The 12339-nt window shown below is 70.3% G+C and carries 9 protein-coding genes; 4 read left to right on the forward strand and 5 right to left on the reverse strand.

The window, feature by feature from the left end; translation table 11 throughout:
• A partial coding sequence (locus VB716_RS04295) for an AIR synthase-related protein (RefSeq protein WP_323269823.1) occupies positions 1-1226 on the forward strand: 1226 nt, incomplete at its 5' end.
• 1375 nt (positions 1227-2601) lie between these two features.
• Here VB716_RS04295 and VB716_RS04300 read toward each other — a convergent pair.
• Positions 2602-4062 (reverse strand): CCA tRNA nucleotidyltransferase, encoded by a 1461-nt coding sequence (locus tag VB716_RS04300; protein ID WP_197158026.1) that lies wholly within the window; start codon positions 4060-4062, stop codon positions 2602-2604.
• 64 nt (positions 4063-4126) lie between these two features.
• Between VB716_RS04300 and VB716_RS04305 the strand changes: the two genes are divergently transcribed.
• Both VB716_RS04305 and VB716_RS04310 read left to right on the forward strand, forming a co-directional pair.
• Positions 4127-5155: a KpsF/GutQ family sugar-phosphate isomerase gene (locus VB716_RS04305; protein ID WP_231598102.1), complete on the forward strand. Its 1029-nt coding sequence runs from the start codon at positions 4127-4129 to the stop codon at positions 5153-5155.
• A complete protein-coding gene (locus VB716_RS04310) occupies positions 5152-5727 on the forward strand; it encodes a KdsC family phosphatase (RefSeq protein ID WP_231605481.1) in 576 nt (191 codons plus the stop codon). Before VB716_RS04305 ends, VB716_RS04310 begins: the two co-directional genes overlap by 4 nt.
• On the opposite strand, the gene kdsB is transcribed toward VB716_RS04310, so the two are convergent.
• Entirely contained in the window at positions 5688-6581 is an 894-nt protein-coding gene (kdsB, locus tag VB716_RS04315; protein WP_231598100.1) for a 3-deoxy-manno-octulosonate cytidylyltransferase, read from the reverse strand. The genes VB716_RS04310 and kdsB overlap by 40 nt on opposite strands.
• A 5-nt stretch (positions 6582-6586) precedes the next feature.
• Entirely contained in the window at positions 6587-7297 is a 711-nt protein-coding gene (locus tag VB716_RS04320; protein WP_197158029.1) for a hypothetical protein, read from the reverse strand.
• 57 nt (positions 7298-7354) lie between these two features.
• Here VB716_RS04320 and kdsA point away from each other — a divergent pair, with 57 nt between their 5' ends.
• Positions 7355-8164 (forward strand): 3-deoxy-8-phosphooctulonate synthase, encoded by an 810-nt coding sequence (gene kdsA, locus VB716_RS04325; protein ID WP_197171192.1) that lies wholly within the window; start codon positions 7355-7357, stop codon positions 8162-8164.
• Here kdsA and VB716_RS04330 read toward each other — a convergent pair.
• Entirely contained in the window at positions 8146-9783 is a 1638-nt protein-coding gene (locus VB716_RS04330; RefSeq protein WP_322757993.1) for a glycosyltransferase family 39 protein, read from the reverse strand. The two genes, kdsA and VB716_RS04330, sit on opposite strands and share 19 nt — an antisense overlap.
• Before the next feature lie 23 nt (positions 9784-9806).
• Positions 9807-12206 (reverse strand): UvrD-helicase domain-containing protein, encoded by a 2400-nt coding sequence (locus tag VB716_RS04335; RefSeq protein ID WP_323248812.1) that lies wholly within the window; start codon positions 12204-12206, stop codon positions 9807-9809.
• Between the last annotated feature and the right edge of the window lie 133 nt (positions 12207-12339).

Raw genomic sequence — 12339 nt, forward strand, 5'->3', positions numbered from 1 at the left:
TACCGGGGCCTCCCCGCCAGGCGGTGGCGCTGTGGGGCCCCTTGGCGATTGGGCCGGCGGGGTGGCTCTGGCGCTGGAAGGAGCAGATCGACCGGAGTTTTCTGGAGCTGTTCACGGCCCTGCAGCCGATGCAGACCGCCAATGGCGAGCCGATGGCCTGTCGCGGCTGCGCCGCCAAGCTGGCCGCGGCGCCCCTGACCGCCGCCCTGGCCCGCGTCAGTGGCAGCAGCCATCCACCGGCGCCGGAGGATGCGGTGGAACTGGGCCGCGGCGCCAACGGTGAGCATTGGCTGCAGAGCGTGGATGGGTTCCCAGCCCTGCTGAGTGACCCCTGGCTGAATGCCCGGCTCACAACCCTGCATGCCTGCAGCGATCTCTGGGCCTGCGGTGCCTCGGTGCACAGCGTTCAGGCGGCCGTGACCCTGCCGGCTGTGGGGCCCAGCCTGCAGGAGGAGCTGCTGGTCCAGACCCTGGCCGGGATCCGCTCGGTGCTGGAGCCGATGGGAGCCTCTCTGATCGGCGGCCACACCCTCGAGGAGCGCCAGGAGCTGTCTGACGGGGTGGGTGCAGCGGCACAGAGGCAGGCCGCTGCTGAGCCACCCGGCCAACGGATCACCCTGGTGCTCACAGTGAACGGCGTTGCCCCGCCAGAGCAGCTGTGGCCCAAGGGCGGCCTGAGCCCCGGGGATCAGCTGCTGATCATGAAGCCGATCGGCAGTGGCGTGCTGTTTGCCGCCGCCATGGCCGGCGCGGCCCGGCCGGAGTGGATCGCCGCGGCCCTGGCCGAGATGCAGCGCAGCCAGGCGGATCTGGTGCCGCTGCTGGCGCGTCACGGCTGCCGGGCCTGCACCGACATCACCGGCTTCGGGTTGCTGGGGCACCTGGGCGAGATGCTCGGAATCGGTCGCGGCGAAGGACCCCCTCCCTTGGCCGTGCGGCTGCGCGCCGCTGCGGTACCCGCCCTGGCCGGTGCTCTGGAGCTGCTGGAGGAGGGCTTCGCCAGCAGCCTCGCCCCCGACAATGCGGCAGCCCTGGCCACGCTGGACGGCCCGATCCGACTGGACCAGCCGGCCCCAGGCTCCCGGTTGGGGCTGCTGATCGATCCGCAGACCTGTGGCCCCCTCCTGGCCGCTCTGCCGGCGGCCCAGGTCGCCGATGCCCTGGAGGCCCTGGCAGCAACCGGGTTTGAACAGGCCAGCGTGATCGGTGAAGTGGTCGAAGCCTGATCGAGGCCAAGCGCCCGAGCAGCGGTGACCGCTGCGGCTATGGGGGCCTGTGCTGGAATCCCCCCCGACAACGTTGCGGCCAGACCTGATCTCCGCGCAGCCCTGCCTATGGCCACGACTTCTGCCGTGATCGCGTCCGAAGACACAGCTCCGCACGGCAGGAGTCCACGCCAGTGGGGCTGGCCGGGCGAGGGGGCGACGGATTGGCTGGATGCCCTGCTGCCGCTGATCTTCGCCCTGCAGCTGTTCCGCTCTCAGGAACTGCTCGCCACCGGCCTGCTGCTGATCTGGCTGGCCCTGCGGCTGGTCAGTCAGGCGGTGCGGCAGGTGCGGCAGAGGCCGGCCGGAACCCCCTGGGCGGCCCTGATGCTCGGGCTGCTGCTGGTGAACGTGCGGGTGGTGCTGTTCGGCGAGGAGAGCAGTCCCTCCGGCCCCAGCGATCTGCTGATGGTGGTGCTGGGCCTGGCTGCCGGTGCCGGTCGGCGGCCAGCCTCCTGGCGGGCCTCGTTGCAGTGGATCGGCCTGGCGACCCTGCCTGTGGTGGTGCTGCTGGCCCTGCACTGGCCCGGCAGCCTCGACTTCAGCACCCCCCTGGAAGTCGTGCTGGAACAGAAGAAGGTTGGGATTGGCGGCCTGAATCGCGTCGCCACCCTGGCGATGCTGTTCAGTGTCTGCGCCGCCTATGGCGGGCTGCTGGAAAAGACCGGCTGGAAACGCCTGGCCCTGCTGGCCACGGCGCTGCTGGGCTATGGGCTCTGCCTGCGCACGGGATCACGCCTGGCCCTGCTGGCACCGCTGCTGGCCATGGCGATGGCGTATCTGATCAGTCGGGCCCGGGGCCGGTTGAAGGCCGGCCAGGCAGCGCTGCTGGCCCTGGGCGGCTCCGCGGCCCTGGCCGCCGTGATGAGCCTGTGGTGGTTCGTGCTGGCCCCCAGCAGCGGCCGCAATCTCCTCTCCGACCTGGGCCGCCTCAAGGCGGCGGAGTGCTACGGAGGCATCGCCTTTTCCGGTCAGAACCGCTTTCTGTACGGCATCGGCTTCGGCACGCGGGCGCGGGAGTTCTGCGCTGAGGCCACCGCCCAGGCGCGCGGTGACGGCTGGCGGCCGATGGGCCATGCCCACAACAGCGTCGCCCAGATCCTGGGCGAAACCGGCAGTCTCGGCCTGCTGGCACTGGTGCTGCTGCTGGTGATCCTGGTGATGGCGATCAGGTGGCGCCTGCGGCACACACCGTTGCGACTGGCCTGGGGACGCGACGGCACCACCCTCACGGAAGCGGCGATCGCCCTGGATCTGCTGCTGCTGTTCAACGCCCTGGCCACCACGGTGTTCCTGATCAATCCCGCCAGCCAGTGCCTGATCGGCTATCTGGCCGTCACCGCCTTGTGGGGGCTGCCGGACGCCGCAGTACCCGAGCCTCCTCCAGCTGATCGATGGCTTCCAGCCGGGCCTGGCGCAACCGCATCCCCAGCTGGGGACCAGGCGTCACACCCTGAGCCAGCAGATCCTTCGCAGACAACGGCGACCTGACATGGCGCCAGAGCAGCCACCAGCGCAGCAGGGGCCGCCGCCGGGTACTGCCACTGCCGCAGGCGAGGGCCAGGGCGACCGCCTCGGCTGAAAGCCCCGGACTCTCCAGCAGCTGGGTCCACTGGGAGGGCTCCGCTGGGCCATCGGCCGGAGCGGAAGCCGCCTCCGCCAGCCGCTGCAGCAGCAGCAGCCACTGACTGAGCAACTTGTGCTGGCGATGGGGCAACTGCAGCCGCTCGGCCAGGGCGAGGGGATCGGCGGCAGCCGCCACCAGGGCCGCCGGCAGGGGCAACCCGAAGCGCTGGGCCCACGCCAGCCGCCGCGGCCAGGTTCGATCCGCCTGGATCCGTTGATCAAGCAGCTGCAGCGCCCCCCACCCCTGCAGTGCCGTCAGAGCCCGGCGCCAGGCCTCCCTTTCCAGCAGTAGCTCCAGTTCCATGCGCAGCCGGGTGCCCAGGGCCGAGGGAGCCTGCCCCGGCGGATCGCCCGGCCGCCACCCCCAGGGCCAGGTGGCCAGGGTGCTCTGCAGTTGTTCCAGGCTCTCCGGGGCCAGCGTGAAACCGAGGCGGGCGACGTAGCGGGCACCTCGCAGCACCCGGGTGGGGTCATCGCGGACGCTGGCGGCGTGGAGAAAGCGGAGCTGGCGCCGGACCAGATCCCGTTGGCCGCCGTGGGGATCCAGCAGGCAGCTGGCATCCGGTGGGGAGGCGGGATCACCACGGCAGGGCACCAGCAACAGGGCCATCGCGTTGATGGTGAAGTCCCGCCGGGCCAGATCGTCATCGAGGCTGCCGTAGCGCACCCGGGGGTTCTCGCCAGGCACCGGGTAGCTCTCTTGGCGCGCACTGGCCAGATCAAGCAGCAGCGGCTGGTCGCCCGCCTGGAGGGCCTCACCGTGACAGGCGCCGAGATCCAGCTCCAGCTCCACCGTGCCGTAGGCACCGTGCTCCTGGAGAAAGGGCACCAGCTGGGGCCCCAACTGCTGCCGTAACCGGCGGGCGAGCCGATGGGCCGCCGGCGGCCGTTCCAGCGCACTGACCCGCTCCGGCTGGGAGTCTTCGGGAGCTGGCTGCCAGCTCCCCTCGATGGCAATAGCGGCCTCGGGGCTGGCTGCGGGCCAGCTGACCCCGCCCAGACTGGCCTCTTCCACCACCAGATCCAGGTCGGGCAGCCCCCGCCAGGGATCGTGGTGCACCCGGTGCAGCAGCAGATCGCGCACGGCACCGCCCACCAGGGCGAGGCGATGGTGCACGGCGGCCTGGCGCAGCAGGGGCAGCAACTGGGGCGGCAGGCCCGGGATCTCCATGACGCGCAAGCCCCGTCCAGACCGGAGATGGGGAGAATGGGCGCATCATGAAGGAACTGCGCCGGTGTCGGCCCTGACGCGCTGTCTGGAGGAGGAGGCCGGGGCGATCGCCGCCGCGGCCGGTCGCCTCGATGCCGGCCAGGTGGAGGCGGCCCTCGCGCTGCTCGATCGCTGCGCCGAGGATCGGGCCAAGCTGGTGATCACCGGCGTGGGCAAGAGCGGCATCGTGGCCCGCAAGATCGCGGCCACCTTCTCCTCGATCGGGCTGATGGCGATCTACCTCAGCCCCCTCGATGCCCTGCACGGCGACCTGGGGGTGGTGGCGCCGCAGGACGTGGCCCTGCTGCTCTCCAACAGCGGTGAAACCCAGGAGCTGCTGGAGATCCTGCCCCATCTGCAACGCCGCGGCAGTGCCCGCATCGCCCTGGTGGGCCGGCTGGACTCCAGCCTGGCCAGGGGCTGCGATGCGGTTCTGGATGGCTCGGTGGACCGGGAGGCCTGTCCGCTCAACCTCGCCCCCACCGCCAGCACCGCGGTGGCGATGGCGATCGGCGATGCCCTGGCGGCGGTGTGGATGGAGCGGCGCGGCATCTCCCCCCAGGACTTCGCCCTCAACCATCCGGCCGGCAGCCTCGGCCGCCAGCTCACCCTGCGCGTCGGCGACCTGATGGTGCCGGCCGACCGTCTCCACCCCCTGGCTCCGTCGGCGGATCTGCCGGCGGTGATTGCCCAGCTGACGCGCGATGCCATCGGCGCCTGCTGGGTGGCACCCCCTGACGAGCCCGAACGGCTGGCGGGGCTGATCACCGATGGTGACCTGCGCCGCGCCCTGCAGGCCCATGGCCCCGGCACCTGGGCCACGCTCACGGCCCGCGACCTGATGACCGCCGATCCGATCACGGTGGGGCCTGGCCTGCTGGCGGTGGAGGCGCTGGAGCGGATGGAGCGGAACCGCCGCAAGCCGATCTCGATCCTGCCGGTGCTGGCCAACGCCGGCGGCAGCGCCGATCAGGACAGGCACCTGCTGGGGCTGCTGCGGCTGCACGATCTGGTGCAGGCCGGCCTCACCAGCGGGCGGAGCCCGCAGCCATGATCGGCGCCCTGGAATGGATGCGACAACGGCGGCGCTGGCGACAGCTCGGGCCTCGCCTGGATCAGCTGCGCCTGGTGGTGCTCGATGTGGACGGGGTGCTCACCGACGGCGGTCTCTGGTACGGCCCCAACGGCGAGCTGTTCAAGCGCTTCGATGTGCGGGACGGACTGGGGATCCGCCTGCTGCAACAGGCCGGGCTGGAGGTGGCCCTGCTCAGCGGCGGCATGGGCGGTGCCACCGAGGCCCGGGCCCGCCATCTCGGCATCCGCCATTGCCTGGTGGGAGTGAAGGACAAACCCGCCGCCCTGGCGCGGCTGCTGGAGCAACTCGACCTGGAGCCAGCCAGCACCGCCTTTGTGGGCGACGACTTCAACGACCTGGCGGTGCGCCCCTGCGTGGGGCTGCTGCTGGCCCCGGCCGATGCGGCCCCACCCCTGCGGCGGCAGGCCGATGCTGTGCTCGAGCGCAACGGCGGCGACGGGGCCGTGCGGGAGCTGGTGGAGCGGATCCTGGGGCGCCGGCCGCATTGGCGTCAGCTCTGTGCCGAGGGATGGCGCGACCGCAACGACTGAACGGCGATGTCCTGAGCCACGGGGCCTCCTGCGGCGTTCATCTGGGCCGCGATCCCCCTGGCCTGTTCGAGCTGTTCCGCCGTATCCACCGACAGGGAGTCGCCCTCCACCGGGAAGGTGCCGATGCCGATGCCCGCCTCGATCAGCCGCAGCTGTTCCAGCTTCTCGACCTGCTCCAGGGGCGAATGGGGCAGCGCGGCCCAACCGGCCAGCACATCGGCGCGGTAGCCATAGAGGCCCACATGCCCCCAGTAGGGGGCGTGGTCGGGCCAGTCGGCCGGCTCCACATCGCGCACGTGCGGGATCGCCGAGCGGGAGAAGTAGAGGGCGCGGCCATCGGCGGCCAGCAGGGTCTTGACCACATTGGGGTTGTGGACCTTGGCGGCGCTGAGGCGATAGACGGGCGTGAGCACCTCCGGCAACGGCCGGCGCCGCCCGAATTCAGCGGCCATGGCATCGATCACGGCGGGATCGAGAAAGGGTTGATCCCCCTGCACATTGATCACCAGGGTGGTCTCGGCACTCAGGGGCGCCGTCCCGGTGTCGGCCATGGTCAACAGGGTCTGCACCACCGAGGCGATCCGGTCACTGCCGGAGGGGCAGTCGGCGCCGGTGAGCAGGGCCGGGAAGCCCCAGCCGGCCGCGGCGTCCACCAGCTCCGGGCTGTCGGTACAGAGCACCACGGCGGCGGGGGTCTCGGCGGCGGCGCAGCGCTCCAGCACCCGCCGCAGCATCGGCTGGCCGCCGATGTCGGCCATCACCTTGCCGGGCAGACGGCTGGAGGCGAGCCGGGCCGGTACCGCCACGATCGTGGGCAGCGGCGAGGCGGCATCAGGACTGACGGAACGAGGCACGCGGATCACTCCCACAGTCGGGAGGCGGCATCGCGGGCCGCGAACCACTCCGCCGCCAGCGCCTCCCCCATGGTGCGTTGCTCCCGGAACCAGGGGCCGCCCAGGGTCCAGTGCAGCAGTACGGGTCCCCCCTCGACGGCCGATCGCTGCGGCGGAGGCTGCACGGCCACCAGATGGTTCCAGCGATCGGGAAGGGCACCGATCTCGTGGTCACCAGCCAGCCAGTGGAAGCGGTGCAGATCGAGGCCGGTGGCCGTGTTCACGTAGTCGGGCGTGAGGGCGGTGCAGCGGCCGGCCTGGAACAGGATCAGCGAACTCCAGTTTTTCTTCGGGTAGGCGCTCTGCACTTCCCCCTGGAACTTGCGGGTTTCGGCCGGCACATGCTCGTGCTGCACACAGAGCACGGCATAGCGCTCGTCGCGCAGCGCCCAAAGTTCGGCGATATCGCCGCGGCAGAGCATGTCGCAGTCCATGAAGATCCCCCAGCCGCGGTAATCCATCAGGTGTGGCACCAGGAAGCGGCTGAAGGAGAAGGCGGTGCTCTGCTTGGGATCCCGGGCGCGCCAGTAAAGCCCCTGGGCCTCCAGCTGCGGCGTGACCAGCGGCGTGATCGCCAGAGGCGCCGAGCTGTGCTGATAGAGGCTGTCGATCAGCACCGTCACGGCGGCCCGCTCCCGCGGATCCACGCCGATGAAGATCGGGATGGGCTGGGTCATGGGGCGAGGCTAGGGCGATCCTGCACCTGGCCCGACCCGAGGCCTGACCCTGCCGCCATGACCTTCACCCTGATCGCCGGCCCCTGTGTGATCGAGAGCCGCGAGCTGGCTCTGGAGATCGCCGCACAGGTGAAGGCCATCACCGACCGACTGGGCATCCGCTACGTCTTCAAGGCCAGTTTCGACAAGGCCAACCGCAGTTCCGGCGGCTCCTTCCGCGGCCCCGGCGTGGGCGATGGCCTGGAGGTGCTGGCCGAGGTGAAGCAACGCTTCGGGCTGCCGCTGCTCACCGACATCCACGAGAGCCACCAGGCCGCACCCGTGGCCGCGGTGGTGGACGTGCTGCAGATCCCCGCTTTTCTTTGCCGCCAGACCGACCTGCTGCTGGCCGCCGCCGCCGCGGTGCAGGGCACAGACAAGACGATCAACGTCAAGAAGGGGCAGTTCCTCGCCCCCTGGGACATGGCCCAGGTGGTGCGAAAGCTGCGGGAGGCCGGTGTGGAGAACCTCTGGCTCACCGAGCGCGGCACCAGCTTCGGCTACAACACGCTGGTGGTGGATTACCGCAGCCTGCCCCAGCTCCACGACCTGGGCTGCCCGGTGATCTTCGATGCCACCCATTCGGTGCAGCAGCCCGGCGGCCGGGGCAGCAGCACCGGCGGGCAGCGCGAGTTCGTGGCGCCCCTGGCCCGGGCGGCGGTGGCCGTGGGCGTGGATGGGCTGTTCATGGAGGTGCACCCCGACCCCGATCGGGCCCTCAGCGACGGGCCGAACATGGTGCCTCTGCACCGCCTCGAGCCGCTGCTGGAGCAGCTGTTGGTGATCCGTGCGGCCGTCGCGGCAGGCTTTCAGCCCTCCAGCCTCTGAGCGGCTGCGGGCCAGTGGCAGCGATAGAGACGCAGGTGAGGCCGGCTGGGCAGGTCGCGGCGGCAGGCATAGCCCAGCTCCTCAACCCGGGCGAGGGCTGGATCGATGCGACGCTGCACGGAGTCCGGGCCACCGGTCTCGGCCAGCACCAACCGATCGGGGGGCTGCTGGCGGCGCAGCAGACGGCGCAGATCGCGCAGATCGCCCCAGGAATCCAGGCCCGGCGGGGCAGCACGGGGCGGTACGGGGCCTGGTGACACCGGAGCTGGATTCACCGTACCGGCCTGACGCAGCAGCCGCTCGGCCGTGCGGAAATGATGGGCCCGTGGACTGATCCGCACGGGTGTGTCCTGACTGACCAACACCAGCAGGCGGAAGTCGTTCATCTCGCGGGATCCCTGAAACACGCCTCCCGGTTGCAGGGGGCGGAAGGAATCCACCCAGAAGGTGAGCACCAGGGCCGTGGCCAGGGCCAGCGGCAGCAGCCGCAGCAGGCGGCTGGCCGGAGCCGGTAGAGACGCAAAGGCCAGCGCCACCACGGGAACCGCCGCAGGCAGCAGAACCACGAAGTAGCGGGGGTAGGCGATGGGCTTCACGAACGACACCCCCACCACCAGCAGCACCAGCAGGCCGCCGGAGAGCAGACCAGACCCGTCCAGCCAGGCCAGCCAGGGGCGTTGGATACCAACGCCAAGGCCAGCCTCTGCCGTGACACGCCGGCGGCACAGCACCAGATAAAGCGCTCCCATCGCCAGAAGCAGGGCCAGCTTCGGCAGCGGCCAGGGTCCCAGGGCCCGCGCCAGTACCTCCTCGGCCATGCCGCCATCGGGCCTGCCGATCCACTCGCCGGCCTCCGATCCCTCCAGCAGATAGCGGCGGCTGTGCCAGATCCAGGCGAGGCTCGGCAAGGCGGCCACGAGGCAAACCGCGGCGCTCTCCAGCCGCAGCCGCAGCGGCCGCCAGGGCACCGTGAGATCGGTGATCGCCAGGGCCACCCCGTAGAAGAGGCCGTAGTAGTGGGTGAGGCTGGCGGCGGCCAGGGCCAGGCCGTAGCCGATGCCATCGGCGGGCTTACCGCCCTGGTACCAGCGCCGGCGGCAGAGAAGGGCCAGGGCGATCCAGAGCACCAACAGCGCATACCCCTTGGCCTCGATCGAGAAGCGAATCGGGAAGGGGCTGCAGAAGGCCAGGATCACGGCCAGCGCCACAGCCAGATGGCGCCGTGGGGGTGCCAGGGGCCTGGCCATCTGAGCCACCTGGGCCACGATCACCCCCCCACCCAGCAGATAGGACCCCCAGGAAAACAGCCGCAGGAACACGGCCGTGTCGGGCACCAGCTGCCCCCAGAGCCAGAGCAGGCCGTAATAGAGGGGCGGGTGGGTGTCGGTGGTGAGATAGGTGAACAGATAGGCCAGTGAGGGCTGAAACGACTTGCGGGCCGTGCTGAGCTCATCGCCCCAGAGGCTGGTGGCATCCACCAGGGCCAGGGCCCGCCCGGCAAACAGCACCGCCACCCCAAGGCTCAGCCAGACGAGCCAGCGCAGCCCCGGTCCTGCGCTGGGGCGGTTGGTGGACGTCTCCTGCAGGGCGGTGTCAGGCAGAGTCGGATCAGAGTGCATGGTCGGATCCCAGGGATCGCCGCTCAGGCCAGCGGCTCGATCGGCGCCAGGCGCGGATCGAGGATCTTCGGGCCCATGCCTTCAAATTTCACGGCGATCGAGATCTTCTCGCCACTGCCGAACAGATGGGTCACATGGCCATCCCCGAAGGCGGCATGGCGCAGCCGGTCACCCACCACCCAGCTTCGGGCCGCACCGGCGCGGCGCCGCACCGCATTGGTGGCGGCGCCGGCCTCCCCACCATCAGCCACGCGGCGGGACTCCTCGCGATCGACACGGGTGAGCCGATCAAGCCGCTGCTCCCGGCGCAGGGCCGCACCGCCGGAGCGCGGAATGTCGCCCTGCACCAGCTCCTCGGGCAGTTCCGAGAGAAACACCGAGGGCACCGCCGGCTCGCGCATGCCGCCCCAGAGGCGCCGCTCGCTGGCATGGGAGAGAAACAGACGCTCCTTGGCACGGGTGATGCCCACGTAGCAGAGGCGGCGCTCCTCCTCCAGGGCGGCGGGATCCTCCAGGGAGCGGTAGCTGGGGAAGAGGCCCTGCTCCATCCCCACCAGAAACACCACCGGAAACTCCAGCCCCTTGCTGGCGTGCAGGGTCATCAGCGTCACGCGGTCCTGGTCGGTGTCCTTGCTGTCGGCGTCGCTGGCGAGGGCGGCCGAGGCCAGGAACCCCTCCAGATCCCCCTCCTCGTTCTCCTCCTGGTACTGCAAACCGGCATTCACAAGTTCGTTGAGGTTGCGGCGCCGGTCCTCGGCTTCATCGGTACCGGCGGCGATCAGCTCGGCCAGGTAGCCGCTCTGCTCCAGCACCCGCTGCACCAGCTCAGAGGGAGGAGCGTCCTGGATGCGGCGCTGCAGATCCGTGATCAGTTCATGGAACTGCAGCAGCCCCTTGGCCGAACGGCCGCCGAGCGAGCGCACCGCCTCGGCATCGCTCACCACCTCCCACAACGGAATCCCCAGCTGATTGGAGGCATCGGTCAGTCGCTCGATCGTGGTCTTGCCGATGCCGCGGCGGGGCACATTCAGCACCCGCAGCAGGCTCACCGTGTCGGCCGGATTGACCAGCAGCCGCAGATAGGCGAGCACATCCTTGATCTCGCGCCGGTCGTAGAAGCGCAGACCGCCCACCACGATGTAAGGGATCCCCCAGCGCACCAGGGCCTCCTCCATCGCCCGGCTCTGGGCATTGGTGCGATACAGCACCGCCATGTCACCCCAGCGCAGATCGGGATGGGCGGCCTCGAGCATGCGCATGCGGTGCACCACCGCCTCGGCCTCGGCGATCTCGTCGTCACAGCGGGTGAGGGTGATCAGCTCCCCCTCGCCGCGGGTGGGGCGGAGGATCTTGTCGATCCGCTCGCTGTTGTGGGCGATCAGGGCGTTGGCCGCCTCCAGGATCGTGGCGGTGGAGCGGTAGTTCTCCTCCAGCTTCACCATGGTGCTGGTGGCCTCATCGGCAGCGCCGTCGCCGAAATCCTCCTGAAAGCCCATCAGGATCGTGAAGTCGGCGGCGCGGAAGCTGTAGATGCTCTGGTCGGCGTCGCCCACCACGAACACCGAGCGCCCCGCCCACTCCTCAAAGGCGGCGGGGTCGCGCCCATCGGTGACCAGCAGCTTGATCAGGTCGTACTGGGTGCGGTTGGTGTCCTGGTATTCGTCCACCAGCACATGGCGAAAGCGACGATGCCAGTAGTTCCGCACCTGCTCGTTCTGGCGCAGCAGCTGCACCGGCAGCAGCAGCAGATCATCGAAATCGAGGGCGTTGTTGGCGGCCAGGGCGCGGCGATAGAGGCGGTAGGCCTCGGCCTCCTTGCGGCCCCGCACCCCCTCCGCCCTGGCCTCCAGCTGCTCCGGCAGCCAGCCCTGGTTCTTGGCATTGCTGATCGCCCAGCGCACCTTCTTGGGCTCGAACCGCTTCGGATCCAGACCCAGCTCCTGGGTCACGATCTCCTTCACCAGGGTCTGGGCGTCGCTCTCGTCGTAGATCGAGAACTGCCGCGTCCAGCGCAGGCCTTCGGGGTCGTGGAACTTGTCGATATCGAAGCGCAGCAGCCGCGCGAACAGGGCGTGAAAGGTGCCGATCCACAGCTCCTTGATCACCTCGCGGTAGATGCGGCTGCGCAGCTGCTTCTGCTGCACCAGCGGCAGGGTGCTCCAGGGCTGGCCGAACTGGCTCTGGGCCAGCTTCTGGGCCAGCAACAGCTCCAGCCGCTCCTTCATCTCCCGGGCGGCCTTGTTGGTGAAGGTCACCGCCAGCAGATCGGCCGGATCGACGCCGTGGTGGCCGATCAGGTGGGCGATGCGATGGGTGAGGGCGCGGGTCTTGCCGCTGCCCGCCCCCGCCACCACCAGCAGGGGACCGGTGTGGTGGTCCACCGCCCGGCGCTGGGCGTCGTTGAGGCCGGCAAGAAAGCTCACGGGCTGAGGCTATCGCCGGGCAGAGGCGCCGGCGTGGCCGCCACCTGTTCGATCAGGCCCTGCAGGGCCTGCAGGTGGTGCTGCACCGTGAAGTGCTCCTGGCAGCGGCGCCGCCCCGCCGCCCCCAGCCGGC

The sequence above is a fragment of the Synechococcus sp. CCY9201 genome (genome assembly GCF_034931105.1).
Classification (GTDB): Bacteria; Cyanobacteriota; Cyanobacteriia; order PCC-6307; family Cyanobiaceae; genus CBW1002.

What these genes read in the sequence shown, in the direction of transcription:
- VB716_RS04300 (WP_197158026.1), bottom strand. Translation starts at nt 4,062, where the DNA reads ATGGAGATCCCGGGCCTGCCGCCCCAGTTGCTGCCCCTGCTGCGCCAG.
- VB716_RS04310 (WP_231605481.1), top strand. Translation starts at nt 5,152, where the DNA reads ATGATCGGCGCCCTGGAATGGATGCGACAACGGCGGCGCTGGCGACAG.
- VB716_RS04320 (WP_197158029.1), bottom strand. Translation starts at nt 7,297, where the DNA reads ATGACCCAGCCCATCCCGATCTTCATCGGCGTGGATCCGCGGGAGCGG.
- kdsA (WP_197171192.1), top strand. Translation starts at nt 7,355, where the DNA reads ATGACCTTCACCCTGATCGCCGGCCCCTGTGTGATCGAGAGCCGCGAG.
- VB716_RS04330 (WP_322757993.1), bottom strand. Translation starts at nt 9,783, where the DNA reads ATGCACTCTGATCCGACTCTGCCTGACACCGCCCTGCAGGAGACGTCC.